Source organism: Pedobacter hiemivivus, from assembly GCF_005144565.1.
Taxonomy (GTDB): domain Bacteria; phylum Bacteroidota; class Bacteroidia; order Sphingobacteriales; family Sphingobacteriaceae; genus Pedobacter; species Pedobacter hiemivivus.
In genome coordinates, this window is record NZ_SWDX01000004.1 from 447,128 (window position 1) to 472,837 (window position 25,710).

Here is a 25,710-nt window from a genome sequence, read left to right on the forward strand (position 1 = left end):
TTTACTTCTTTATCTTTTTCAAAATGCTCTCTACCACCTTTGGGTAGTGGAGGTGCTCTAATTGTTGACCTTTAAATTTGATCATCTCCAGATTGTCGTCTTTATCGATGCGGTATTTAGCCTGATAAATGTATTCCCCTTCATCATAATGTTCGTTTACATAGTGAATGGTGATACCACCTTCCGTTTCTTTGGCTTCCAGTACCGCGTTGTGCACGTTGTCGCCGTACATGCCTTTACCACCAAATTTAGGTAAAATAGCAGGGTGGATGTTGACGATGCGACCAGGGTATTCAGCGATAAGATTTTTAGGGATCAACCATAAAAATCCTGCAAGTACAATTAGATCTATTTCCAGGTTTTTTAGCAGGTCGATGATGTTATCTGTCTGATAAAATTCATGCCTGTCAAACACATGAGAAGGAATTTCGAAGTTGTCGGCGCGTTGTAAAACATAAGCGTCAGGGTTATTGGTCAGCACCAAAGCGATTTCAACTTCCGTGCTTCGTTTAAAATGCTCCATTATTTTCTGGGCATTGGATCCTGATCCTGAGGCAAATATGGCGATGCGCTTCTTCATGAGGTTTTCAATTAGTATGATGTTTTTTGCAATAAAGCTATAATATGCCTTTTTATTCGTGTTCAAAGATAAAAAATAATTAGTACCATCTATAATTGTTCGGCCTTTGTAAAAATAGCATGGTTCAAGAACATTTTATGGTGAATTAGGTTAAATTACAAGACATAGATTTATTATTCTGTTATTTATTTGCTTAAATACCCTTAATCATGGAAACAAACACCCGAAGAGATTTCATTAAAACTACGTTGACGGCCTCATTGGCAGTTGCTATAGGTACCCCAGTTTTGTTAAACGGAGGGGCTGCATTGGCTGCTGCTGTAACTACTGAAGGGAGTACTGGTCTTGCTCCATTGAAATTTACTCAAGTGCCTTTAAAATATGCTTTTAATGCATTAGAGCCTAATATAGATGCGCTTACCATGGAGATTCATTACACAAAGCACCATGCGGCCTATGTTAAAAATGTAAATGATGCAATTGCAGCCGAAAATATACCTTATAAAACAGAGGCTGAGTTTTTTAATAATGCCTCGAAACTTTCGGCCAAAGCCCGTAACAATGGTGGTGGTGCATGGAATCATAATTTCTTTTTTGAGACTTTAAAGCCAGGTGCTTCGGCTGGGCCACAAGGGAAGTTAAAAGAGGCTATTGTTAAATCATTTGGATCTGTTGATAAATTTAAAGAACAGTTTTCTGCTGCTGCGGCGTCACGCTTTGGTTCAGGATGGGCATGGTTGGTAAATGACAAGGGTACTTTGAAGATTTGTTCGACTGCCAATCAGGATAATCCTTTGTTTGATAATGCGGAAGTGAAAGGTGTGCCTTTGTTGGGTCTTGATGTGTGGGAACATGCTTATTACCTTAAATATCAGAATAAACGTGCAGATTATATTGCCAGCTGGTGGAATGTTGTAGATTGGGATGTGGTAAGCAAAAGGGCGTAGTCATCATGTTTGCGTCTAAAACCTGGAGAAATTGACAACTGTTAATTGAAATAATTGGACAAAAAGCAATTATGTGAAAAATATTTGCATAATGCTTTTGTATTTTAAAAACATTAATTCTATATTTGCAGTCCGAAAAACAGAAAGAATAACAGAGCTTTGCTCTAACTATAAAATACTTTAATAACAAAAAATGGCAAATCATAAATCTTCATTAAAAAGAATTAGAGCAAACGCAACTAAACGTTTACGTAACAGATATCAGGCAAAAACAACTCGTACGTTTATCAAAAGATTGCGTGGTGCTGAAGATAAAAAAACTGGATTAGAATTACTTCCTAAAGTAATCTCTATGCTAGATCGTTTAGCCAAAAAGAGTGTTATCCACAAAAACAAAGCAGCTAACAACAAATCTAAGCTGACTAAATTTGTTAATGGCTTAAAATAACAATAGCTTTACAATATTATAGACGGGATATGCATTGCATATCCCGTTTTTTTTTGTCCAAAAAAAACGAACTGATCTTGTAAAAATGAACCCATACCAGGAAAAAATAGGCATAAAGATGTGGGCGGAAGCCGACAGGCCCCGCGAAAAACTATTGCTGAATGGCAGGAGGCATCTTACAGATGCAGAGCTGATTGCTATTTTAATAGGTTCGGGCAATAAGGATGAAACTGCGGTAGATCTAAGTAAGCGCATTCTTGGATTTTATAACAATGATCTGGATGCGCTCGGAAAAGTATCTGTTAAAGATCTTTCGAAGTTTAAGGGGATCGGAGAGGCTAAGGCGATTGCGATAGTAGCCGCATTGGAGCTTGGGAGGAGAAGGAAAGAGGCCGATGGTCCTGATGTGTTGAAGATCGTAACATCGGCAGATGCAATTGCTGTGCTGCAACCTGTTTTTGCTGATCTGAATCATGAAGAGTTCTGGATACTGATCTTGAATCAGGCCAATTATTTGATCGGGAAACAATTGATCAGTAAAGGTGGGATGGCTGGTACCGTGGCCGACCCAAAGATTATTTTTAAAACGGCATTGGAACACAATGCGGCTTATGTGATTCTGGCGCATAATCACCCCTCTGGGAGTTTAAGGCCAAGTCAGCAGGATATAAATATTACCAAAAAAATGGTTGAGGCAGGGAGGATGCTTGATCTGTATGTGCTGGATCACCTGATTGTAACAGATAAATTATTTTATAGTTTTGGTGATGAGGGGTTAATTTAACATTAGAATTTTAACTTGGCAGTATGAAAATAATGATTAAACTATCTATAGCAATGTTGTTGGTTGTGACAACAGCAAATGCCCAAAGAAAGCCTGCGAATTATATCAATGTAATGAGTTATAACATCCGTTATAACAATACTCATGATGGGGAGAATGCCTGGCCGAATAGAAAAGATAATGTAAAAGCTTTAATCAAATATCATGATGCAGATATTTTATGTGTACAAGAAGCGCTGGCTTTGCAAGTTGACCAATTATCTGAAAACACGAATTATGATCGAGTTGGTGTAGGGCGTACAGATGGGAAACGCGAAGGAGAGTTCTCTGCGATCTATTTCGATAAAACAAGGTTTGTTAAAAAGGACGGTGGTACCTTTTGGTTATCCGAAACGCCAGAAAAACCATCTAAAGGTTGGGATGCTGCTATCGTAAGGGTTTGTACCTGGGTGAAATTGCATGATAAATGGAATAAGAAGGATTTTATAGTTTTCAATACGCATTATGATCATGTGGGTGTTCAAGCTCGAATTGAATCGGCTAAACTGATTAAAAAGAAGATCATGGAAATTGCGCCTACATTGCCGGTTATTTTAACAGGTGATTTGAATGTTACCCCTGAAACGGAAGCTGTAGCTACGATAAAAACCTTTTTAACTGATACCAAAGAAGTAACTGTTGAGCCTGCATATGGACCTGAGGGTACTTTTAACGGGTTTAAATTTAATGCGCCGCTAAAAGAAAGAATAGATTACATTTTTGTAAATAAAGGTTTTAATGTGCAGAAGTTTGGTGTGCTTACTGACAGTAAGGACCTGCGGTACCCTTCAGATCACCTACCTATCCTAGCACGATTGTTCTTTTAATCGTTATTTTTCAAAATTAACTGGTAAGACTTGTCCTTGGCTTTCCGCTTTCAGCATTAAATAATATCTTTGCGTTTTATAGAATTAAGATGAAGATATCATACAATTGGCTAAAACAGTTCATTCATACAGATAAAACACCACAGGAACTTTCCTTAATATTAACCAATATTGGTTTGGAGGTAGAGAGCCTGGAGACAGTACAACCTGTTGCAGGTGGCTTGGAGGGATTAGTTATAGGCCATGTATTGAGTTGTGTGCAACATCCTAACGCTGATCGTTTGCGCGTAACAACTGTTGATGTTGGTGGTACTGAACCTATACAGGTGGTTTGTGGCGCGCCTAATGTAGCCCAGGGACAAAAAGTTGTGGTTGCAACTGTGGGTACCACGGTTTATCCAAATGAAGGCGAGCCTTTTAAAATCAATAAATCAAAAATAAGGGGTGAAGCATCTGAAGGGATGATCTGTGCTGAAGATGAGATTGGCTTAGGCGTATCTCACGACGGCATTATGGTATTACCTGAAGATACTGTAGTAGGAACAACTGCGAAAGCTTATTTCAAGTTGGAAGATGACTATCTTTTTGAAATTGGTCTTACCCCAAACAGAGCTGATGCGGCTTCGCATTTAGGTGTGGCAAGGGATTTAGCAGGTTATTTCCGTACCCATATTCAGATGCCTGATATTTCGGGTTTTAAAACTGAGAATGAAAGTCTGCAGATTGATGTGAAAGTAGAAGATACAGTTGCTTGCCCAAGATACAGTAGTGTTACCATTAGTGGCGTTACGGTTAAGGCTTCTCCAGACTGGTTGCAAGATAAATTGAAAGTGATCGGCATCAGGCCAATTAACAATGTCGTAGACATTACCAATTATGTATTGCATGATTTAGGTGTGCCACTTCATGCTTTTGATGCAGATCAGATTAAAGGTGGACAAGTGCGTGTTAAGAAATGTGCAGAAGGAACTCCTTTTGTAACCCTTGACGGTGTAGAGCGTAAGCTTTCGGCAGAAGACTTGATGATCTGTAATGCGGAAGAGCCTATGTGTATTGCCGGCGTATTTGGCGGTAAGAGCTCTGGTGTAAGCGAAACTACAACGAACATATTTTTAGAAAGTGCTTACTTTAATGCGGTGTCGGTTCGTAAAACTTCGAAAAGACATGGATTAAAGACCGATGCCTCATTCAGATTTGAGCGTGGTACCGATCCTGATATGACTGTTACTGCTTTAAAGCGTGCAGCCTTATTGATTGCAGAACTTGGTGGTGGAAAGATCGCTTCACAGGTGTCTGATATTTATCCTAATCCGGTACAGCCTTTTGATGTTGAAGTAAACTATCAAAATATCAATAGGTTAATTGGAGTTGATATTGCCGCTGAAGAAATTAAAGCGATCATAGTGGCGTTAGGTATTGATGTTGCTGCAGAAACTGCAGTAGGGCTAAGCTTAAAGGTGCCTGCGTTTAAAGTAGATGTAACGCGTGAGTGCGACATCACGGAAGAAGTGCTGAGGATTTATGGTTATAACAATATCGAAATTCCGAGTAAAGTAAATGCTTCTTTATCGTACAGTTCAAAACCTGATAAGGAACAAACACAGCACGTGATTGCGGATATGCTTACTGCTAATGGCTATTTAGAGATTTGGTGTAATTCATTAACCAAAGGTGCTTATTCAAAAAATCCTGAAGAAGCGGTTCAAATCTTAAATCCATTAAGTTCCGACCTAAATGTAATGCGTCAGGAGCTATTGATGCCAGCTTTGGAGAGCGTTGCTTATAACCAAAACAGAAAGACTGCTGATATTAAGTTTTATGAGTTTGGCAAGAGCTATCACTTGATTAACGAAAAGTACGTAGAGCGTCCACGCTTATTGGTTGTGCTTTCGGGGAGTAACCAGTCAGAGCAATGGAATCAAAAGCAAGTTCCAGTTAGTTTTTATCATTTAAAAGCAGTAGTTGATGCGGTGATTGGCCGATTGGGGATTACGAGCTATCAATCTGATGAGTTAAAAGATGAAAGCTTTGCTTTCGGATTGAAATACTTTAGAGGTGATAAGGTGATTGTAAGCTTTGGTGCAGCAACTGCAGCTGATAAAAAGAAAGCTGATGTGGATAAAGATGTTTATTATGCTGACTTTGATTGGGCTTTGTTGCTTGACATGGTAAGAAAGAATAAAATTATCAACAAAGAGGTGCCTAAATATCCTGCGGTAAGAAGAGATTTATCTATGTTGGTGGATACCAATGTAACTTTTGAGGAGTTGAAAACTGTTGCTTTTAAAGCAGAGAAGAAGCTGATTAAAAATGTACAGGTATTTGATGTGTATGTAGGCGATAAATTACCTGAGGGTAAAAAGTCATATGCACTGAACTTTACGATACAGGACGAGGAGCAAACCTTAACCGATAAGCAAATTGATGCCGTTATGCAAAAGATTATTCATAACTTAGCACAAACGGTAAAAGCAGAAATTAGAAAATAAGAAATAAAAAATACTATTCATGTCATCAGTTGCAGATCAATTAACCTCCGTATTGCAGAAAACAGCTCGTTTAATAGAGCTTTGTGGTGCATTACAAGAAGAAAATGAGCTGCTGAAGCTGGAAAATGAATCGATAAAAGTTGCGCTTGATACGTCAAAAACCAAGAATGCAGACCTGGAAGAAAAGTTAAGGGTTTTGAAATTGGCGAAAAGTATTGAGGGTACAAGTGAAAAGACACTTGATATAAAGCAAAAAATTAACGATTTTGTGCGTGAAATAGATAAGTGTGTCGTATTGCTTAAGAAATAAGGAATACATGAAAGTGAAACAAAGCTAAGAAATGGGAGAAATCTCGATAAAAATAACTATTTCCGACCGTATCTACCCCTTAAAGGTGAGTACTGAAGAGGAAGAAATTGTAAGGCGAGCAGCCAAGATTATTAATGAGCGCATAAAGGACTATCAAGAAAATTATGCGGTTAGGGATAAGCAGGATTTGCTTTCTATGGCAGTATTGCATTATGCAACGGCAGTATTGAGGGTAGAAAACAAAGTCCAGAATCAGGACACTGCAGTTGCCGAGAAGGTGGAGGAATTGGATAGTTTATTAAACGATTTTTTTTCAAAATAAGTACGTTCTTTGCATAAGTTAAGATTAGCACGAAGATATAGCCGCAGCTACGTTTTTGAGTTTCACTATTTTTAAAACTTAACACTTCAATATTTATAGGATTAAGAGGGTGTATTTCATCTACATTTATGTACCTGAAAATGACTTAAATCCTAATTATAATTCGTTGAGGTTTTTAAAACTTGGGGCTTATTAAATTTAGTTGCGGTTTTTTTTTGAAACAAAAATGGGCATTGTTAACAGAAATGAAGTGCTGCTCATTCATAAAATATATAAGTAATCAGATAGGATTAAGATCCCGGAGGGATTGATAGCGATCAAAAGGATTGTATCTGATTAAACAATAAATACAAATAGAGAATGGAAATATTAGGAATAATAGGATATGTACTGGCCGGCCTCGTAATCGGCGTTCTGGTGGGGCGGTTCCTACTAAGGAGCCTGCTGAAAACGCAGGAGATTGCGGCCCAGACCAAAGTGAAAAAGATGCTTAAAGATGCGGAGAGTAAAGCCGAAATCTTAAAAAAGGACAGGTTATTGGAAGCAAAAGAAAAGTTTTTGCAATTGAAGTCTGAACATGAGCAGGAAGTAAATAGTAAAAACAACCAAATCAACCAGCGTGAAAACGCAATTAAGCAAAAAGAACAAAGCATCAACCAGCGTTTAGAGAATTTCAACCGTAAGGAGCAAGAAATTGATACGCATAAAAAGAATCTGGAAAAACAAACTGATCTGGCTGTAAAGAAACAGGAAGAGGTAGATGTTTTAAAGAATCAACATGTTAAACAATTGGAAACTATTGCTGGCTTAAGTGCTGATGAGGCAAAAGACCAATTGGTAGAGAGCATGAAACAGGAAGCCCGTACTCAGGCCATGATCCAGGTAAAGGATATCGTGGATGAAGCTAAGCTTACTGCAACTAAAGAAGCCAAAAAAGTGGTGATTCAAACTATACAGCGTACTGCTGTAGAAGCCGCTATTGAAAATACAGTTTCTGTCTTCCATATCGAAAGTGATGAAATAAAAGGACGTGTAATTGGTCGTGAGGGACGTAATATCCGTGCACTGGAAGCAGCCACAGGTATTGAGATCATCGTTGATGATACCCCTGAAGCGATCATCTTATCAGGATTTGACCCGGTAAGAAGAGAGATTGCACGTTTGGCCTTGCACCGTTTGGTAACAGATGGAAGGATCCACCCTGCGCGTATTGAAGAGGTGGTTGCTAAGACCAAGAAACAAATTGAAGACGAGATTGTAGAGATCGGTGAGCGTACCGTAATAGATCTTGGTATCCATGGTTTACACCCAGAGCTAATCAGAATGGTTGGACGTATGCGTTACCGTTCTTCTTATGGCCAGAACTTATTACATCACTCACGTGAGGTAGCTAATTTCTGTGCTACAATGGCTGCAGAACTAGGCTTGAATGCTAAAATGGCTAAACGTGCCGGATTATTACACGATATAGGTAAAGTGCCTGATGATAACCCCGAATTGCCTCACGCGATCCTTGGTATGCAACTGGCTGAGAAATATAAAGAGCATCCAGAGATTTGCAATGCTATTGGAGCTCACCATGATGAGATAGAAATGACTTCGATGATCTCACCAATTGTACAGGCTTGTGATGCGATATCAGGTGCCCGTCCAGGCGCCCGTCGTGAGGTTGTTGAAAGCTATATCAAACGTTTAAAAGAATTAGAAGAGCTTGCACTTTCTTATCCTGGAGTAGAGAAAACTTTTGCTATCCAGGCAGGTAGAGAGTTGCGCGTAGTGGTAGAGAGTGAAAGAGTAACCGATCAGCAAGCTGAATTGTTAGCTGCAGACATCTCTAACCGTATACAAACTGAAATGACTTATCCGGGACAGATTAAAGTTACCGTGATCAGAGAGACCAGATCGGTTTCATTTGCGAAATAAAGAGCAACAACGTTGTTATATTTGAGAAAAGCGATAGATTATTCTATCGCTTTTTTTATTTTTACCTAGTAATTAAACATAGACATGAAGAAGGAGCAAAGTAAAGTGAATAAGGCAGAACCTAAGAGACCGGTAGATGTGCTTTTTGATAAATATGCAGAAAGTCATCAAAACCATACAAATAAGCTTATTCACTGGATCTGTGTACCCTTAATTGTGTTTAGTTTACTTGGTCTGGTATGGGCCATTCCATTTCCTCATATGGAGTTTTTAGGAAAGTATAATGGCTTTCTAAACTGGGCATCCTTTCTGATCGCCTTTTCTTTATACTATTACTTTACCTTATCACCTGTCTTGTCTTTTCTGATGCTATGGGTAGTTAGCTTGATGAGCTATTTTATCGTCCAGCTAGAGTACTGGCAAGCATCTGGCGGCCCTGCGTTCTGGTTGGTTTGTATCGTGATTTTTGTGCTGGCTTGGGTAGGTCAATTTGTAGGGCATAAAATCGAAGGAAAGAAGCCTTCATTTTTAGAAGATGTTAAGTTCTTGTTAATCGGCCCAATTTGGTTATTGCACTTTATTTGTAAAAAAGTAGGGCTAAGGTATTGATCCTAATAGCACTTAACATAGAATTAACACGTTGGTAAACGAATGGTAATTTAACGCTAACATAGGGCTAACATTGTGGTAATAGCTTTGCTGGAAATTAATATACGGCAAAATTGAAATCACAACTAAACCTTAAAAAAGCAATAATTACTGCATTATTCGTAATTATTAGCGTAACAGTATTTGCACAAACGGGAAAAATTTCAGGTAAGGTATCTGATAAGAAGACGGGTGAGACACTGATCGGTGTAACAGTAAAAATCAAGGGAACTACTAAAGGTTCATCTACTGATGTTGAAGGACGTTACGTTATCGGAGCATTGGCTGCTGGTAAATATACTATTGAAGCTTCCTACGTAGGTTATACAACAAAAAACATTACGGATGTAGAAGTTAAAGGTAGTGCTTCAACAATAATTGATCTTGTAATGGATGATTCCAATGATCAGAAGTTGAATGAAGTTGTCATTACCGCAAGCGTAAAAAAAGAATCTATCAATACTTTATACGCAAATCAAAAATCAAGTATTAGTATTTCGAGTGGTATTTCTGCAGAATTGATCAGAAAAAGCCCAGACCGTAATACATCTGATGTATTGAAGCGTGTAAGTGGTGCAAGTATTCAGGACAATAAATTCATCATTGTGCGCGGTTTATCTGACAGGTATAACTCAGCAATGTTGAATAATGCGGTATTACCGAATACTGAAGTAGATAAAAAAGCATTTTCATTCGATATTTTACCATCCAACCTGATTGATGCTATTGTTGTTAATAAAACAGCTTCAGCGGATATGCCTGGTGATTTTTCTGGTGGTGTTGTGCAGGTTACCACCAAGGACTTTCCTGATAATCCATTTTTAAATTTCTCATTAGGGACTTCTTATAATACGCAATCTGCATTCAAAGATTTTCAGAAAGCCTCAGGAAGTAAAAATGGTGCTTTTGGGTTATACAACAAAGACCGAAATATCCCAGCGTCTTTTCCATCAAGAGCCGAATACCTTGCATTACCAATAGAAGGACGTGTTGCTTTATCAAAGCAATTCGCTAACAATTGGGGATATGAAAATGTGAAATCCATTTTAGGTCCTGCATTTCAAGCGAATTATGGTACAACAAAAGTATTTAAAGATGATAGCCGTTTCGGTACAGTTTTATCTCTTTCGTACAGATACGATGAAAGGTTAAAGAAAAGCGATCAAAAAGCTTATACTGGTGAAGCTTTGGGTGACCAGTTTAGCGATAATATTTATAACTACAATACCAATATTGGTGCGTTGGCTAATTTTGCCTACTCATGGGGAACCAATAAAATAGCTTTAAAAAACATATACAATAGGGTATTAGAAAATCAGTTCATTTCGCGTGAAGGTATCGATGATTCACAATCTAAGTTTTTAAAAACGGCGGATTACATCTTGCAAAGATCTTTAATCTCGAATCAGTTGAGTGGTAATCATGTTTTATCAGCAGAAAGCAAGATCAAATTAGATTGGAATCTGAATTTCGCTAATACAGATAGAAAAGAACCTGGCTTCAAAAGAATGGAATACGAACAGAATGGGAGCAATGGTGGTTACACAATTGCAAGTATACCTTCATCAGGACAAGCTGATCCTAATCTAGGTGGTAATTTCAATTCGAAGTTAAACGAGAATTTATATGGTGGATCATTTGATATTACTGTACCGGTAAAATGGTTCCATGACAATAATAAAATCAAATTCGGTTATTTTGGTCAATATAGAAAACGCGATTTTGCTGCAAGGGTAATCGGATTTGTAAGAAATGGTACATTTGATAATTCATTGCTTAACTTACCTCAAGATCAAATCTTTGCTCCGGCAAATATCAGAGAGAATGGATTTGTGTTGGGTGATATCACCAACGGTACCGATGCTTATGATGCTAATTCATTTTTGAATGCTGGTTACGCTATGTTTGATGGATACCTTACCGAAAAGTTAAGACTTGGTATTGGAGCAAGATTAGAATCTTATAATCAGAAATTAAACAGTATTGATAACTCATCTAATCCTTTAAGAGTAGATACAACTTATGTAAATGTGTTGCCATCTGCTAACTTAATCTACAATTTAACGGAAAAGGCAAATCTTCGATTGTCTGCATCGCAAACTGTAGGTAGACCCGAATTCAGAGAGATAGCACCTTTTAGTTTCTATGACTTTAATAAGAATGCTAACGTTATTGGGAACCCAAAGCTGAAACAATCAAAAACTACAAATTTTGATTTAGGGTATGCTGTTTATCCATCTTCAGGACAGGTATTCTCGATTTCTACTTTCTATAAAGAATTTGAGATGCCAATTGAACAAGCTTTACAGATTGGTCCATCAGGTAGAACGTTCGGATATACCAATTCAAAATCTGCAACCTTGTATGGTGTAGAAATGGAATTCAGAAGATCTCTTGACTTTGTTGGAGAGAAATGGACGAATTTTACATTAAGTACCAACGCATCTTATATGAAATCTGAAGTGAAGGTAGCTAAAACAGTTAATAAAACAGGGAAACGTCCTTTGCAAGGTCAATCGCCTTATTTGATCAATGCTGGTTTGATGTATAATTCAAAAAAGGAAAATTCAACAGGCGTAAGCTTATTGTATAATAGAATCGGAAAACGCATCTGGGCAGTTGGAAATGTTACGGATCCGGACATCTATGAGAATCCAAGAAATGTTCTTGATTTACAATTGTCTCAAAAATTCGCAAAATCAAGAGCAGAGGTAAAATTGAACTATAGTGATATCTTAAATAACAAAGCTATCTATTATCAGAAAGTAAAAGGTTCAGATCCTAATGCTGCATTTGATCCAAAAAAGGATAATATCAATATTTCAGATCGTTTTGGTTCTACTTTCAGCTTAACCTTCTCTTACAAAATCAAATAGAGTTCACACTAAATTAACTTAACTATTACGGTTTGTTAATTGGTTTTTAACACTGTAATAATATCACTAGAATATTTTTGTATAAATAAATTATGAAGATGAAAAACAAATTAAACCTAAGTCTTATAGCTGTATTAATGGCAGGTACTTCAGTACTAACCAGTTGCTCGAAAAATGACGATGTTGTTGAAGAGCCAACAGCTCCTGTTGAATCTAATGAAGTTTTAGCAGAATCATTCTTTGATAAAGTAGCATATAGAGGTGCTATGGGTACTTCTGACTGGACGGCAAATTGGACAAACTTTAGTCCGAAAACTACAGTTTATGGTGCAACTACAGCAACTCTAAAAGGTACAATTTCTACCAACACAACTTTAGACGCTACTAAAGTATATTTGTTAGACGGATTCGTTTATGTAGCGAGTGGTGTTACTTTAACTATCCCTGCAGGTACTGTAATCAGAGGTGATCAGACTTCAAAAGGTTCGCTTATAGTAGTGCGTGGTGCTAAATTAGTTGCTGAAGGTACAGCGAATAATCCAATTGTATTTACTTCAAACAAGGCCGTGGGTGATAGAAATCCTGGTGACTGGGGTGGCATCATCTTGCTTGGTAAATCATTAAATAATAACCCAGGTGGTACGGGGATCATTGAAGGTGGTATAGACATCGATCAGGCAGTTCACGGTGGTACAGATGCTGCTGACAACTCTGGTACTTTAAAATATGTTCGTGTTGAATTCCCAGGTATTGCTTTTGTGAAAGATAACGAGATCAATGGTATTACTTTTGGATCAGTAGGTAGTGGAACTACAATTGATTATGTTCAGGTATCTTACAGCGGGGATGATTCTTATGAGTTTTTTGGAGGTACGGTAAATGCTAAACACCTAGTATCTATTGCTAACGTTGATGATATCTTTGACTTTGATAATGGTTACTCAGGAAAATTACAATTCTTAATTGGTCAACGTGATCCTGCTTTAGCAGATGCTGCTGGTCAATCTAATGGTATTGAATCTGATAACTCTGCTGCTCAATTCTCATCAACTCCAAGAACACGCCCGGTAATCTCTAACATGACCATCATTGGTCCTGGAACAACAGGTGCTACAGTTGATACTAAACATGAATATGCAAACCTTTGGAGGAAAGGTTCTAAAATGATCTTGGCTAACTCTATCTTTATCAATTCAAGATACGGTATCGATATTCGTGATAAAGAAACTGGTGATGCTTTAACTGATGGTACTTCGTTAATTAAAAATAACATTTACCAATCTTTAGCGCTTGCTCAAGGCAATGCTGGTGCTGTTGTAGCTGATAAGGAAGTTGTGGCTGATGGAGCTACTCCGTCATTCGCAAGTGCTGCATTACTTAGAACATACCTTACATCTAAAGGAAATACGTTTATTGATGTAACAGCTGCTGCTGCTTTATTAAACTCTCCTTTCACGCTTACATCAACTCCTAACTTTACTTTAAAAGCTGGATCAGTTGCTGCAACTGGAGCTACGTTCTAGTAGTAAGATATTAATAATATATTTTATAGAACCCCTTTAAGCATAACGCTTAAAGGGGTTTTGTGTTTATTTATGAATTGGTTCATAGGCATATACAACTTTATAGGGCACGTTTTTGAGGTTAGCGGAAACTTGTCCAATATTTAAGTTCTCTTTTTGAGGCGTAGGCTCGCAGAAAGAATAGGTTTTTCCTTTGTATACGATAGGCTGTCCTATTGGCTTATCAAACTGTACGGCCATGGTGATATGGGTAGGATAGAGTAAAGCAATCATAGGCAAATTGTATATCTCTTTTACGAGGAAAAAAAACAATGCTGCCCTGTCATCACAATCACTATACTTAGAAAACAAAGTCTCTTCAGGGGAGAGCCGTTTTTCTTTGCCAAAGTTTTTGTCGTCATCTTCATATAAAAACGCATAGCGGGTAAAACGCATTAGGTAATCTATGCCCTTCTTCTGGTTCATTCCGTTTAAGTTCTTTTTTAATATAGGAATTAAGGAGCCGTAAGTTTCGTTGCTTAATGGGATGTTAAAGTACGATTCAAAATCAACCACCGGGTAATTGGCAAAGATCGCTTCGACGTCTGAATTGAGTTTGATGTTAAAGTGATAGGTTTTATGTTTATAGTTGAACTGTACTTGTTTTTCGTAATAGTCCTCAGGTTTAAAATCGGGCATCCGCGTTACTTTATAAGAGAAGGCTCCTTTTGCTTCAGGGATACTTATCATCTCCTGTGCCGGAACTTTGTTTAAGTCGGCATAGGCATAATCGTGACGGTTTAAACACATGTACTTTTTATGCTGATAGTTGACAAATGGTATGTCAGAGATATCTTCATCATTGTACACATAAAATATCATTCTGTTATCCGCCAGCGTTAGTCGTGCATCGTAGCCTGATTTGCCCAGAAAAAACCATTTGTAAAAAGTATAACGCTCGTAGTTTTCTTTTTTCGGGCTGATGGCTTGTGCTGTTTTTCTGATCAACTGGTAATAGAGCCAGTCGTTTAATTCATGTGCTTTTTTATAGGCTAGTAGTTTATCTAGGATTGTGTTGTATTTGCCCTGGTTTACCTTGTCATAGTAGGCTATAACCGCTAGTTTGGACAATGTGGTGTCATTACCCACAATGATAGAGGAATCTACCTCAATATTAAATGTGTCATTATAAAACTCGAAGCTGATGTTATACCCTTTGGGCTGACCATAGGATTGTTCCATGATCAGAAGTAGGCAGAGTGTACCGAATATTTTGAGCAAACGGTTCATAGCTATTTAATATTATATTCATATTAAATATACATATAATTAACATGGGTTGTGTATTAAACTTTCAGACTTATTGGTTTGTGGAAAGGCTAGCGTTTAACAATTGCTTAACAGTATTATTTTCTTTGTAAAAAATAAATGTTTAGTAAGTAATTTGTTGTGTTACATTTGCTGTTGTAATTGTCGCTTTAAGGATAAAACCATCCAGGTTGACGAATAACCGAATGAGAGATTTAAACTATAAGGGAATTTTCCTACTTCTGTTCTTTGTGTATTTTTTTATACTTATGCTACAAATTACTTTGAGGTATATTCCTTTCGGTAGCGATGTGGCGTTTCTCCAGATTAAGCAAACAGAAGTTAGCAGCATAAAATCTTATCTACCGATATTTTATGTGCATGTATATAGTGCGATCTTTGTGCTTCTTGCAGGTATTACTCAGTTTAACTCAACAATACTGGCCAAGTATAAAAGGGTTCATAAGGTTTCGGGCTATTTTTATTCGGGGGTGGTAATTTTACTGGCTGCCCCATCCGGAATATTTATAGGATGTTTTGCCAATGGGGGACTGATCGCTAAAGTTTCTTTTGTTTTACTTGGTGTACTATGGTTTTATTTTACTTTAAAAGCGATCATTTTAATTCTGAAAGGTGATGTCATTGATCATAAAAAATATATGTGGCGCAGTTTTGCCCTGGCTTGTTCCGCAATTACCTTAAGACTTTGGAAAGTGATTCTAGTATATTTATTCCATCCGGCACCCATGGATGTATATCAAATTATTGCCTGGTTGGGTTGGATTCCTAATTTGTTAATCGCCGAATGGCTTATTAAAAGAAAAATATGAAAAAAATAATAGGGTTAAGTTGTGTAGTTCTCTTTTTATTCTCGTGCAGAGAAAAGAAATCAGGAACAGAAGATGTCGAAACGGCACAAAAAGAGACTCATAAGGATTTATATGGATCCTGGGTTGGCGATTTTATTGTCGCTGGCAGTGATGAGTATGAAGGGGATATGAGTTCTGCTAATGACAAGATCAATATTATTATTAAAAGCATAACAAAGGACGGAGTGATTGGCCAAAGTATTGTTTCTGGAAATGTTAGACCCTTATCAGGGAAGATTTCTGCAAATGGGAATCAAATAAGTTTTATTCTTGATGAACCCGGAACAGATAAATATGATGGACGATTTGAATTTAAACTTAAAGGCGATACCTTAATAGGCGTTTGGAATGCATACAAAACGGAACTGAAATGGCCGGAAAAATCATTCAAATTATTAAGAAAAGCATTTGTTTATAATCCAAACCTAATGCTGTCAGCAGATTATGGCTACGTAGACTGGTCTTCAGAAAAAGTTAAATCGCAACTTGATACATTAGAAGATGGCACTATTGATACCACTTCAATTAATTCGTTTTATAGAAGTGCTTCTGATAAGATTTTTAAAATAAATGCATCAAATACCGCACTTAAGGAAAATGACTTGAAGAATTTAAGAAAACTTGATCTTCAGATTTTAAGAAATACAATTTTTGCCCGTCACGGTTTTACTTTTAAAAAGCAAACTTATAAGGACTTTTTTAATCCGATAGATTGGTATGTCCCAATTTCGGGCAATGTTGATAAGGAATTAACGAATTTAGAAAGACAGAACATAAAGCTTTTACTTCGTTTTGAAAAATATGCCGAGGATAACTATGATACTTTTGGACGCTAATGAAACTTTGAAAAAAATATTTATCATAATTGCTAATTAACAAGCTCTTAACATCACGACCTTACTTTTGTGACATAAATATTTGGTTAGTATTTATAAAGTTTAGGTTTAGTTGATAACAAAAAGCCACGATGGATGTCGTGGCTTTTTGGTTTAAAAGTTCTTTCCAACTTTCTCTAACATTTCTGGTGGGATATTCTGCATATCAACCACTAAAAAGCCATCCAGACAATCAGAAAACTTAGGGTCTATATTGAAACATATGATTTTTGCATTCAGGTTCATGTATTGTCTTAGCAACACAGGAATCTTGATGTGTGAGTTTTCAATGTCAGAAATCAAACTATCCAAATCTTTTAGGGATTCACTACTTTCTATGAGCAGGTCTTTATCAATGGCCGACAAGTCCGCCTTAAACTTGTTTTTAGGTTTTACGTAATGTGCCAATTCATAATCGAAATGGTTTTTGGTGATGTAATCAACAATCAGCGATTTAGAAAACTTAGAAAAGTTATTGCTGATACTTACAGGTCCAAACATATACCTGTACTGTGGATTATCTAACAGGTATTTCAAGATACCTTTCCATAGTAAAAACAGGGGCAATGGTTTTTGCTGATATTCTTTTCTAATCCATGAACGACCAAGTTCTATTCCTTTTCTGAGCAATGGGTAAAATGGCTCTTTAATTTTGAACAGCTCCGACAGGTAAAAACCTCTGCGGCCCATCGTATTTAATATTTCATCACCTTTACCAATACGGTAGGCGCCTACAATATTTTGTAGTTCTTTATCCCATATAAATAAGTGACTGTAGTAAATGTCGTAATTATCAAGGTCGATCTTTTTGTTGGTTCCTTCGCCAACCTCTCTAAAGGTGATTTCCCTTAAACGGCCAATTTCTCTCAATACATTTGGAATAGCTATGGTTGGCGCAATGTACACTTCGTAATTTTTTTCCTGCCATACCCTAAAGCCTTCCAACTCTTCAATTTCTTGAACCATTAAGTTGCGGTCTGTCTCTTCGATAACCGGCTCTGGTTTTTTCTTAATCTTGAAGAGGTTGATCGGATTAAACATTTTTTTCTCTTCTTCCAATCCGGTGCCTAGCGCATAGGTGCGGGCGCGCAAAAAGTCGAGTAGTTTATTGGTGTTGTTCCGATAAGAGATGTCTTCGATATTGATCGGTTTACCTATCCGAACCTTTATTTTAAGTCCTTGTTTATTTAAAAATTCAGATGGCAATTTGGCCGTTCTAAGAGTAGGATGAATAAAACTTAGGATATTAAACAATACTCCATTGTTGCCATGGAAGTAAATTGGTACAACAGGTACTTTAGCTCTTGCTATTAATTTTCCCACTACAGGGTGCCATATACGGTCTGTAATCTCTTGTTTATCTAAGCTAAAGGTAGAAACCTCACCCGCAGGAAAGATCCCAATAGGAGTCCCACTTTTCAATAAGTCGAATGTAGCTTTTAAGCCACTGATGCTGGAGGTATGTTGAACATTTTCGAAGGGGTTTACTGCTACAAAGAACTCGCTCAGGTTAGGGATCTTTTTAAGGATAAAATTAACCATTACCTTGGCCTCTGGCCTTACTGTGCATAACAATTTTACGAGGGCGAGTCCTTCAATACCACCGTAAGGATGATTGGCTATGGCAATAAAACCGCCTGTTTTAGGTATGCTTTTAAGATCATCTTCATCAAAATCGATGCTTACACCTATTGTTTCTAATATTTTGTCAACAAACTCAAGTCCGTTAAAGTGTTCATTTTGAGAAAAAACCTTGTTGATGTCATTCAGTTTCATCATCTCCATGAGTAAAGCTGCTAAACCCGGTACACCTAACTTATCTATCTTCGTGGCCTTTGCAAACTCTTTCGTAGTTATAATCTTCATTTAAATTGGATTAATGGATTGTAAAGCAAGTTCAAAAATAAGATTTATATTTTTAAAGCGAGTTACAAGCTAGAAATATAAGCAATTAACTATTGCTATAATTATGTTCAAAACGGTATTTTATACACGGATTTAAGGCTAGGAAACGCTGTGGGGATGGCTTATAATTGCCGGGACATTGCTGGGGCCTTGCTGGCGCCCAGGCCTTATAAAGGGAGGAGCAACGTTCTGGTATATCCTTGGTTATTAACTACAGCTTCTTTTCTGCTGTTTGGTTGATGAATTTTGTGGAAGCCTGCCGGATTGAATGCAAGTTAATAAAATGATAACAATTTAATAAATGTGATTGCAGTATCGATTGTAGGTTGGTTAGTCTTAAGTAAGTTGGTTAAATTAGCTGATGAAGAAATGGTTGGCTGTTTATTTTGGATTTACCAAGAGAGAGTTTAATGGATTAATGACGCTTTTTGTCCTTATTGGGCTAATGATGAGCTTTCCTTATTTATATGGTTTAGTGAAAGAGGAGGAACAGGTAACCGAAGCTGAGCAACAAGCAGTTTTGACATTAGCCTTGCTGGAAAAGAAAAAGCTGAGCGATAAAAAGGAATATAATTTTGAACAACCTACAGTTAAAAGGAAAGTCAGCCTATTTGCTTTTGATCCGAATATGATAGGCGTGGAGGAATGGATAAGGCTAGGGCTATCAGCCAAACAAGCTGGGGCTATTTTAAAATACCGGGCAAAAGGTGGTCAATTTAGAAAGAAAGAAGACTTACGTAAAATGTACACGATAAGCTTAAAGATGTATCAACAATGGGAGCCCTATATTAGGATTGCGAATGATTTAGAAAACAGCCCGGCGCTTAATTCGAAAACATATCCCAAGCAAGTGCATATAAAGTTGGCGCCTGTCGTTGTTGAAGTTAATGGGGCCGATACTACAGCGCTCGATCAAATAAGGGGGATTGGGATGACCTTTGCCAATCGCATCATTAACTATAGAGAACGCATTGGTGGCTTTTATAAAAAAGAACAACTGATGGAAGTTTTTGGCCTGGATTCCGTAAAGTACGAAGAGATTAAAGACCAGGTTGTAGTTGATGTGACTAAATTAAAAAGGATAAATGTGAATACTGCCGAGTTTGTTGATTTTAAAAATCACCCATACATTAGGTATAAACAGGTAAATGCACTGATACAATATAGAAAACAGCATGGAAATTATAGTAATATTGCAGACTTAAATAAAGTGGCTATTTTAAATCAGGAAACAATTAACCGTTTGGCTGCTTATCTTGAATTTTAATCATGATAGAATCAAAAATAAAATCAACTGTACGCGATGTAAATGATTTTCCTAAAGCTGGGATCGTTTTTAAAGACATTACCCCCATATTAAAAGATCCTCAGTTGTGTATGGAGATTACCAAAGCATTAGCGGAGCAACTCAAAGATGTGGGAATAGATGTAGTCGCAGGTATTGAAAGCCGGGGTTTTTTATTTGGTCCGACATTGGCGCAACTTTTAAATGTTCCTTTTGTGCCGATTAGGAAGGCGGGTAAGCTGCCTTATAAAACGGTAAAGCAGTCGTATGACTTGGAATATGGAACGGCAACGATAGAGCTACATGAGGACGCATTAATTGCTGGGCAAAAAGTTTTGATACATGATGACTTGCTAGCTACCGGAGGAACCGTTGTTGCAGCTTCTAAATTAGTGATGCAGCTGGGCGCTGAGGTTGCGGGTTATTCTTTCATTATTGCTTTGGATTTCTTGAATGGAAGAGTCAGATTGGCGCCTTATAACACGCAGATATTTTCACTTGCCTCTTATTAGAATTTGGCTGATTTGTTGTTTTTTGTAGCTTTTGGCTATTGAGTGCAATATTTTTGAAAAAAAATAACAGTAAAATTTCTGGCCTTATTCATTTGTCTAAAATGATAGGGTAAGGTTAATGAACTAAATACCATTTCGTTCTATGTTTTGGCGAATTTTTAACTGGTGATGCTGTTGTTTTATTTGTTTATCATTGCCCAAATTCAAACAATAAAATATGTTAGAAACGATGGATAATTCTGTGGGATACAACTTTAGTATCTCAGAAAATCAGGAGATGGTCAGAAGCATGGTGAAAGATTTTGCCGAAAAAAATATCAGGCCAAAATTGATGGAATGGGACGAGGCACAACATTTCCCTGTCGAAGTTTTTAAGCAATTGGGCGAACTGGGTTTGATGGGCGTACTTGTTCCAGAAACTTATGGGGGATCAGGTTTTGGTTATCAGGAATATGTAGATGTAATTGTTGAAGTCGCAAAAGTTTGTGGTTCTATCGGTTTATCTCTTGCAGCACATAATTCGTTATGTACCGGGCATATTCTTGCTTTTGGAAATGAAGCGCAAAAACAGAAATGGTTACCTAAGTTGGCTTCTGCTGAATGGATAGGTGCCTGGGGTTTAACGGAAGCTAATACTGGATCGGATGCTTTGCGGATGATGACCACGGCTACGTTGGATGGGGATGAATATGTAATTAACGGAGCCAAAAATTGGATCACACACGGTAAAAGTGGTGATATTGCAGTGGTAATGGTACGCACTGGCGAAAAGGGAGAAGCTAAAGGTATTTCTGCGATCGTAGTTGAACGTGGTACACCAGGTTTTTCGGCTGGTAAAAAAGAAAATAAACTAGGCATGAGAGCCTCGGAAACTACAGAGATGATTTTTGACAATTGTCGCGTTCCGAAGGAGAACCTTTTAGGTAATGTTGGAGACGGGTTTAAACAGGCCATGAAGGTGTTGGACGGTGGAAGGATCTCTATTGCAGCGCTGGCGCTCGGTATTGCTAAGGGTGCTTATGAGGCGGCTGTTGCCTATTCTAAAGAGCGTCATCAGTTTGGACAGCCAATAGCTAGCTTTCAGGGGATAAGTTTTAAACTTGCGGATATGGCTACGGAGATTGAAGCTGCTGATTTGTTGATCCGACAGGCGGCTGATTTAAAGAACCGTGGTTTACCTATGACTAAGGAGTCGGCTATGGCCAAGTACTTTGCATCGGAGGTTTGTGTAAGATGCGCTACTGAGGCTGTACAGATTTTTGGTGGCTATGGCTACACTAAAGATTTTCCGGTTGAGAAGTTCTATCGTGATAGTAAACTATGTACAATAGGAGAGGGGACCTCTGAAATTCAAAAAATAGTCATCGCACGTGAAGTGTTGAAGGATTAGTGCTCCCCATTTAAGACGAGATATTCTAACCAAATATAAAACTGGTAAATCCGGCCCATCGAAAGATAGCCGGATTTATTTATTTTATGGAGATGATTTTATCGACCACAAATGGGCTATAACCTCTCCATGGCAAACGATTTACATATTCTTTATAATGCAGTTCGAACGTTTTTCCACTATTTAGCATCATTTTCTCAGCAATAGAATCATTGGTCACCGAAAACTCAAACTCATTCGATTGGATGGCTCCAGGCTGTCCGGTGCGGAATCCCGTTTGGATTAGTTTACCTTCATATGTTTTAAATAGGTATCCCTTTTTAACTACATAATTAAGTTGTCCGGCTTTAACACCTTCTCCAAATACAAAATAGTAATTGTAATAAACGAAGCCACTAAGGCCGAGGATTACGATCGCAAGGATAATGTAAAGTGTTTTTTTAGATTTCATAGATATGATTATTGATGATTAAAGGTAATTAAATAACATTCTGGTTTGAGTTTAGGCTCATTAATAATTAAATATAATATATTGTTTTGATTATCAAATGAAAGCTCTATCTTTGCAGTCCTAAAAACAACGAGAGGAGGTATTTTACGTTATGATCATTATTAATATTAAAGACGGCGAATCATTAGATAAGGCGTTAAAACGTTTCAAAAAGAAGTTTGAAAAAACTGGAGTTTTGAGAGAATTGCGTAGCCGCCAAGCTTATGAGAAAAAATCTGTAGCTCGTCGTACACTAGTGAAACACGCTATTTACAAGCAAAATATGCAACTTGAAGGAACAATCTAGTTCTAAAATTTTAATATGATATTAAAGCGCGATCGATTATTCGGTGGCGCTTTTTTATTTTTCAATGCCGATTAAATGCCATTTCTCTAGTCTATTCATCAATTCTTCTAGTTTAAAGGGCTTACGGATATAGTCGTTCATCCCGGCATTTATACATGTTTCTTCGTCGTCTGTCATTACATTAGCAGTTAGTGCAATAATGATAGGCTGCTTTTTAAGTGTTTTGCGAATGATCTGGGTGGCTTCCAGTCCGTCCATGACAGGCATTTGGATGTCCATTAAAATTATCTCATACTCTTTCTGCTTGACGGCTTCAATCGCCTCTTGTCCATTTTTAGCCAGATCTGGTGAATAGCCCATCTTACGCAGGATATTCAGAATCACATGTTGGTTCATTTGGTTATCTTCTGCTATGAGTATGGTGAATGGGAATTTCTTGCTAAAGTTTGTTGACAATTTACTCGGAATCAGCTTTTCATCCTGAAAGGGAGCCTGTCTGTTCAGATTTCCTATATAAGTGGTTATCGTAAACGAAAATGTAGAGCCTAGGTCAGGTTTGCTTTCTACCCAGATTTGTCCCCCCATTAAGTCGACTAGTTTTTCTGAGATGGCGAGGCCCAGTCCTGTACCTCCATATTTTCTTGTGGTAGATGAATCTATCTGGGAAAATGCTTTAAATAATCGATTTAATTTGTCTTCTGGTATACCAATCCCCGTATCCCGTATATCAAATCTTAATGTTACTTGTCCGTCTGGTTTGGTATTTTCTAAGTGAACGAATACGCAAACTTCCCCTTGTTCTGTAAATTTCATTGCGTTACCTACCAGGTTGGTTAAAATCTGTTTCAATCTTAAATGGTCCCCAACAATCTGTAGGGGTACGTTTTCCTGGATATCATAAATCAGGTTTAAATGGGTTTGTGCTGCTTTGCTGGCGAAAATATAAAGCACATCCTCAATTAAACGACGCAAATCAAAGTCTTCTCTTTCGAGTTCGAGGTTTCCTGATTCGATCTTTGAAAAATCCAGAATATCGTTAATCACATTGATCAGCGTTTCTCCGCAGGTGTTTATTGTTTCGTTGAACATTCGCTGCTCTTCTGTCAAAGGTGTTTCGCCCAATAGGGTAGACATCCCAATCACCCCATTCATTGGAGTGCGAATTTCATGGCTCATTGTAGCTAGGAATATGCTCTTTGCCTGGCTAGCCTGATCAGCATCCTGACGGGCTTTTTCTAGTTCTAAATTAAATTTTCTTAATTGTTGATTTGATTTGTCAAGGGCTTCTTCATTCTGCTTGCGCATTGCACTATATTTTTCCAGCTGATATGCCCATAATCCACAGATAAAGAATATTACGGCGGCGAGGAGGAGGTGGATTAGAAGAGTTTGGAGATCAATGTGGTCCTGATTGCTGAAATAAACTTTATTGAAGCCGATGTTCTGAAGGTGGCTGAAGATGGTATGGTGAAGGACCACAATAATTAATATGGGGATCTGCAATTTCCATTTCTGATAGGTGATGAGTAAGGCGCTACCAATAAAAGCGAAAAAATGCATTTCAAACATCCCGTGCATCTGGTAGATAAACTGGGCCATGAAAATGCCTAGTACGGTGCTTAAAACATACTGATATAAGGTTGAGTCGGGTAATGCTATTTTTGCCGAATAGTAGGCGAGTAAAGAAATTCCACCAACTCCAAATGCAATTAACCAGGTGTCATAGTATGAGGCGATTAAAAGTCCGACTAAAAAGAAACAAATCAGGAAGTAATTCATTAACCGATCTGATCTTTCCTTAACTTCAAAAAAGAAAGTCTGGTTATTGGAGGCATTAATGTCTTTATTCATATTTGATTCGCATTATTTTGTGCAATTCTTCATTCAGTTTGTGGTTATAAATGCTTTAAATACGACGGTGAGCGCTTAGTGCAAATTCTTTTTTTGAGATTTTAAATGTGAAATTAAATTAGGCAATATTTTATTAAAAATATAAAAATTAATTACGCTGGTATATGGTGTTCTTTTTAATTATAGTTAAGATAGGTGAATAATTTGAAGATTAGTAGGTTAGCTTATGTTACTACCTTATTTTGTGGGTTAGTTTAAATTTTATGTTAAAATAAACACAAAAAGTTGAACTATGTTTTGTAACTTGACTCAACCGAGCACGTAAAGATTTTCTATGACTGTTGAGCAATTTTTAACCTATCTGCAGCACGAGAAGAGATATTCTTCGCATACCATTCAGTCTTACCAAACAGATCTGATTCAGTTTGAAGATTTTATAAGGAAAACATTCGACTTACCTTTAGTCGAGGTTAAGCATGTGCATGTAAGAGATTTTATGGTGTACATGATGGATAATAAGGTTGGTGAAAATTCTGTCGGCAGAAAATTATCTACGTTGCGCAGTTTTTATAAGTTTTTGTTGCGTCAGAATATAATATCCGCAAGTCCCATGACGCTGGTTAAGGCGCCTAAGGTGCCGAAAAAATTACCTGTATTTATAGATGATGCGAAGTTAGATCTGTTACTGGATTCGGATGAGTTTTTCGATGATAGTTTTCCTTCGGTAAGGGACAAGTTGATCATAGAGACGTTTTTTGGTACTGGAATGCGTTTGGCTGAGTTGCTATCGCTGAAGGAGGGGGATATTAATTTTTATGATTCAACGATTCGGGTAATGGGGAAAAGGAGTAAGGAGCGGGTCATTCCTATTAGTAAAATACTTGCCGAACAATTGAAAGATTATGTAAAGCTTAAAACATTACAAAATTTTGATAACAAAACGGGGGGCTTAATCGTTACTAACAAAGGAGATGAAGCTTATCCTGCGTTTGTGAGAAGGATAGTTCAGCGTTATTTGACTTATGTGTCCACCCAGGATAAAAAAAGTCCACACGTGTTGCGCCATTCCTATGCAACAAGCTTGCTGAATAGGGGTGCTGATTTAAATGCAATAAAAGAGTTGTTAGGACATGCCAGTTTAGCTGCTACGCAGGTTTACACGCATAATTCAGTAGAGAGATTAAAAACAATATATAAACAGGCCCATCCAAAGGCATAAAAAA

23 protein-coding genes are annotated in these 25,710 nt (G+C 37.5%); 18 read left to right on the forward strand and 5 right to left on the reverse strand.

Features of this window, described 5'->3' with window-relative positions; translation table 11 throughout:
- Position 1: 1 nt before the first annotated feature.
- Positions 2-580, reverse strand: coding sequence for a phosphoribosylglycinamide formyltransferase (gene purN / locus FBD94_RS12240; RefSeq protein ID WP_131609851.1), 579 nt, complete (start codon positions 578-580; stop codon positions 2-4).
- Positions 581-789: 209 nt separating this feature from the next.
- Here purN and FBD94_RS12245 point away from each other — a divergent pair, with 209 nt between their 5' ends.
- The 11 genes from FBD94_RS12245 (at position 790) to FBD94_RS12295 (ending at position 13,716) form a co-directional block, all read left to right on the forward strand.
- On the forward strand, positions 790-1,527 hold the full coding sequence (locus FBD94_RS12245) for a superoxide dismutase (protein ID WP_136880388.1): 738 nt from the start codon (positions 790-792) through the stop codon (positions 1,525-1,527).
- A gap of 193 nt (positions 1,528-1,720) precedes the next feature.
- A complete protein-coding gene (gene rpsT, locus FBD94_RS12250; protein WP_090785043.1) occupies positions 1,721-1,975 on the forward strand; it encodes a 30S ribosomal protein S20 in 255 nt (84 codons plus the stop codon).
- Between the two features lie 85 nt (positions 1,976-2,060).
- Positions 2,061-2,759, forward strand: coding sequence for a RadC family protein (gene radC, locus FBD94_RS12255; protein ID WP_136880389.1), 699 nt, complete (start codon positions 2,061-2,063; stop codon positions 2,757-2,759).
- A 23-nt stretch (positions 2,760-2,782) separates the two neighbouring features.
- On the forward strand, positions 2,783-3,625 hold the full coding sequence (locus tag FBD94_RS12260) for an endonuclease/exonuclease/phosphatase family protein (protein ID WP_131609859.1): 843 nt from the start codon (positions 2,783-2,785) through the stop codon (positions 3,623-3,625).
- 89 nt (positions 3,626-3,714) lie between these two features.
- Complete coding sequence (gene pheT, locus FBD94_RS12265; protein ID WP_136880390.1) at positions 3,715-6,114, forward strand: phenylalanine--tRNA ligase subunit beta; 2,400 nt, start codon at positions 3,715-3,717, stop codon at positions 6,112-6,114.
- 19 nt (positions 6,115-6,133) lie between these two features.
- Positions 6,134-6,424, forward strand: coding sequence for a hypothetical protein (locus tag FBD94_RS12270; protein WP_136880391.1), 291 nt, complete (start codon positions 6,134-6,136; stop codon positions 6,422-6,424).
- 31 nt (positions 6,425-6,455) lie between these two features.
- A complete protein-coding gene (locus FBD94_RS12275; protein ID WP_131609862.1) occupies positions 6,456-6,746 on the forward strand; it encodes a cell division protein ZapA in 291 nt (96 codons plus the stop codon).
- Positions 6,747-7,106: 360 nt separating this feature from the next.
- Positions 7,107-8,669: a ribonuclease Y gene (gene rny / locus FBD94_RS12280; RefSeq protein WP_131609863.1), complete on the forward strand. Its 1,563-nt coding sequence runs from the start codon at positions 7,107-7,109 to the stop codon at positions 8,667-8,669.
- 84 nt (positions 8,670-8,753) lie between these two features.
- A complete protein-coding gene (locus FBD94_RS12285) occupies positions 8,754-9,278 on the forward strand; it encodes an Mpo1 family 2-hydroxy fatty acid dioxygenase (protein WP_136880392.1) in 525 nt (174 codons plus the stop codon).
- A 113-nt stretch (positions 9,279-9,391) separates the two neighbouring features.
- Complete coding sequence (locus FBD94_RS12290; RefSeq protein ID WP_136880393.1) at positions 9,392-12,193, forward strand: TonB-dependent receptor; 2,802 nt, start codon at positions 9,392-9,394, stop codon at positions 12,191-12,193.
- Between the two features lie 98 nt (positions 12,194-12,291).
- Entirely contained in the window at positions 12,292-13,716 is a 1,425-nt protein-coding gene (locus tag FBD94_RS12295) for a T9SS C-terminal target domain-containing protein (RefSeq protein ID WP_136880394.1), read from the forward strand.
- 66 nt (positions 13,717-13,782) lie between these two features.
- Here FBD94_RS12295 and FBD94_RS12300 read toward each other — a convergent pair whose 3' ends face one another.
- The gene (locus tag FBD94_RS12300; protein ID WP_136880395.1) at positions 13,783-14,985 is read right to left on the reverse strand and encodes a hypothetical protein; all 1,203 of its coding nucleotides are present in this window, start codon (positions 14,983-14,985) and stop codon (positions 13,783-13,785) included.
- Positions 14,986-15,272: 287 nt separating this feature from the next.
- Here FBD94_RS12300 and FBD94_RS12305 point away from each other — a divergent pair, with 287 nt between their 5' ends.
- Positions 15,273-15,833, forward strand: a complete 561-nt coding sequence (locus FBD94_RS12305) for a DUF2306 domain-containing protein (protein ID WP_136880396.1) — start codon at positions 15,273-15,275, stop codon at positions 15,831-15,833.
- Positions 15,830-16,708, forward strand: a complete 879-nt coding sequence (locus FBD94_RS12310; protein WP_136880397.1) for a YARHG domain-containing protein — start codon at positions 15,830-15,832, stop codon at positions 16,706-16,708. Before FBD94_RS12305 ends, FBD94_RS12310 begins: the two co-directional genes overlap by 4 nt.
- 153 nt (positions 16,709-16,861) lie before the next feature.
- Here the strand turns inward: FBD94_RS12310 and FBD94_RS12315 are convergent, their stop codons facing one another.
- Positions 16,862-18,613, reverse strand: coding sequence for a lysophospholipid acyltransferase family protein (locus FBD94_RS12315; protein ID WP_131609870.1), 1,752 nt, complete (start codon positions 18,611-18,613; stop codon positions 16,862-16,864).
- A 400-nt stretch (positions 18,614-19,013) separates the two neighbouring features.
- Here FBD94_RS12315 and FBD94_RS12320 point away from each other — a divergent pair, with 400 nt between their 5' ends.
- The 3 genes from FBD94_RS12320 (at position 19,014) to FBD94_RS12330 (ending at position 21,839) form a co-directional block, all read left to right on the forward strand.
- On the forward strand, positions 19,014-19,919 hold the full coding sequence (locus FBD94_RS12320) for a ComEA family DNA-binding protein (RefSeq protein ID WP_136880398.1): 906 nt from the start codon (positions 19,014-19,016) through the stop codon (positions 19,917-19,919).
- 2 nt (positions 19,920-19,921) lie between these two features.
- Positions 19,922-20,449, forward strand: a complete 528-nt coding sequence (locus FBD94_RS12325; protein ID WP_131609872.1) for an adenine phosphoribosyltransferase — start codon at positions 19,922-19,924, stop codon at positions 20,447-20,449.
- A 217-nt stretch (positions 20,450-20,666) separates the two neighbouring features.
- Positions 20,667-21,839 (forward strand): acyl-CoA dehydrogenase, encoded by a 1,173-nt coding sequence (locus FBD94_RS12330; protein ID WP_131609873.1) that lies wholly within the window; start codon positions 20,667-20,669, stop codon positions 21,837-21,839.
- Between the two features lie 79 nt (positions 21,840-21,918).
- Here the strand turns inward: FBD94_RS12330 and FBD94_RS12335 are convergent, their stop codons facing one another.
- Complete coding sequence (locus tag FBD94_RS12335; protein WP_131609874.1) at positions 21,919-22,290, reverse strand: hypothetical protein; 372 nt, start codon at positions 22,288-22,290, stop codon at positions 21,919-21,921.
- A gap of 151 nt (positions 22,291-22,441) precedes the next feature.
- Here FBD94_RS12335 and rpsU point away from each other — a divergent pair, with 151 nt between their 5' ends.
- Entirely contained in the window at positions 22,442-22,636 is a 195-nt protein-coding gene (rpsU, locus tag FBD94_RS12340) for a 30S ribosomal protein S21 (RefSeq protein WP_008243148.1), read from the forward strand.
- A 54-nt stretch (positions 22,637-22,690) separates the two neighbouring features.
- On the opposite strand, the gene FBD94_RS12345 is transcribed toward rpsU, so the two are convergent.
- On the reverse strand, positions 22,691-24,487 hold the full coding sequence (locus FBD94_RS12345; RefSeq protein WP_131609875.1) for an ATP-binding protein: 1,797 nt from the start codon (positions 24,485-24,487) through the stop codon (positions 22,691-22,693).
- A 334-nt stretch (positions 24,488-24,821) separates the two neighbouring features.
- Between FBD94_RS12345 and FBD94_RS12350 the strand changes: the two genes are divergently transcribed.
- Entirely contained in the window at positions 24,822-25,706 is an 885-nt protein-coding gene (locus tag FBD94_RS12350) for a tyrosine-type recombinase/integrase (RefSeq protein ID WP_136880399.1), read from the forward strand.
- The last annotated feature ends 4 nt before the right edge of the window (positions 25,707-25,710 follow it).

Bases quoted from the DNA above. Each gene is read 5' to 3' on its own strand.
- purN (WP_131609851.1), bottom strand. From the start codon at position 580: ATGAAGAAGCGCATCGCCATATTTGCCTCAGGATCAGGATCCAATGCC.
- FBD94_RS12245 (WP_136880388.1), top strand. From the start codon at position 790: ATGGAAACAAACACCCGAAGAGATTTCATTAAAACTACGTTGACGGCC.
- rpsT (WP_090785043.1), top strand. From the start codon at position 1,721: ATGGCAAATCATAAATCTTCATTAAAAAGAATTAGAGCAAACGCAACT.
- radC (WP_136880389.1), top strand. From the start codon at position 2,061: ATGAACCCATACCAGGAAAAAATAGGCATAAAGATGTGGGCGGAAGCC.
- FBD94_RS12260 (WP_131609859.1), top strand. From the start codon at position 2,783: ATGAAAATAATGATTAAACTATCTATAGCAATGTTGTTGGTTGTGACA.
- pheT (WP_136880390.1), top strand. From the start codon at position 3,715: ATGAAGATATCATACAATTGGCTAAAACAGTTCATTCATACAGATAAA.
- FBD94_RS12270 (WP_136880391.1), top strand. From the start codon at position 6,134: ATGTCATCAGTTGCAGATCAATTAACCTCCGTATTGCAGAAAACAGCT.
- FBD94_RS12275 (WP_131609862.1), top strand. From the start codon at position 6,456: ATGGGAGAAATCTCGATAAAAATAACTATTTCCGACCGTATCTACCCC.
- rny (WP_131609863.1), top strand. From the start codon at position 7,107: ATGGAAATATTAGGAATAATAGGATATGTACTGGCCGGCCTCGTAATC.
- FBD94_RS12285 (WP_136880392.1), top strand. From the start codon at position 8,754: ATGAAGAAGGAGCAAAGTAAAGTGAATAAGGCAGAACCTAAGAGACCG.
- FBD94_RS12295 (WP_136880394.1), top strand. From the start codon at position 12,292: ATGAAAAACAAATTAAACCTAAGTCTTATAGCTGTATTAATGGCAGGT.
- FBD94_RS12300 (WP_136880395.1), bottom strand. From the start codon at position 14,985: ATGAACCGTTTGCTCAAAATATTCGGTACACTCTGCCTACTTCTGATC.
- FBD94_RS12305 (WP_136880396.1), top strand. From the start codon at position 15,273: ATGCTACAAATTACTTTGAGGTATATTCCTTTCGGTAGCGATGTGGCG.
- FBD94_RS12310 (WP_136880397.1), top strand. From the start codon at position 15,830: ATGAAAAAAATAATAGGGTTAAGTTGTGTAGTTCTCTTTTTATTCTCG.
- FBD94_RS12315 (WP_131609870.1), bottom strand. From the start codon at position 18,613: ATGAAGATTATAACTACGAAAGAGTTTGCAAAGGCCACGAAGATAGAT.
- FBD94_RS12320 (WP_136880398.1), top strand. From the start codon at position 19,014: ATGAAGAAATGGTTGGCTGTTTATTTTGGATTTACCAAGAGAGAGTTT.
- FBD94_RS12325 (WP_131609872.1), top strand. From the start codon at position 19,922: ATGATAGAATCAAAAATAAAATCAACTGTACGCGATGTAAATGATTTT.
- FBD94_RS12330 (WP_131609873.1), top strand. From the start codon at position 20,667: ATGTTAGAAACGATGGATAATTCTGTGGGATACAACTTTAGTATCTCA.
- FBD94_RS12335 (WP_131609874.1), bottom strand. From the start codon at position 22,290: ATGAAATCTAAAAAAACACTTTACATTATCCTTGCGATCGTAATCCTC.
- rpsU (WP_008243148.1), top strand. From the start codon at position 22,442: ATGATCATTATTAATATTAAAGACGGCGAATCATTAGATAAGGCGTTA.
- FBD94_RS12345 (WP_131609875.1), bottom strand. From the start codon at position 24,487: ATGAATAAAGACATTAATGCCTCCAATAACCAGACTTTCTTTTTTGAA.
- FBD94_RS12350 (WP_136880399.1), top strand. From the start codon at position 24,822: ATGACTGTTGAGCAATTTTTAACCTATCTGCAGCACGAGAAGAGATAT.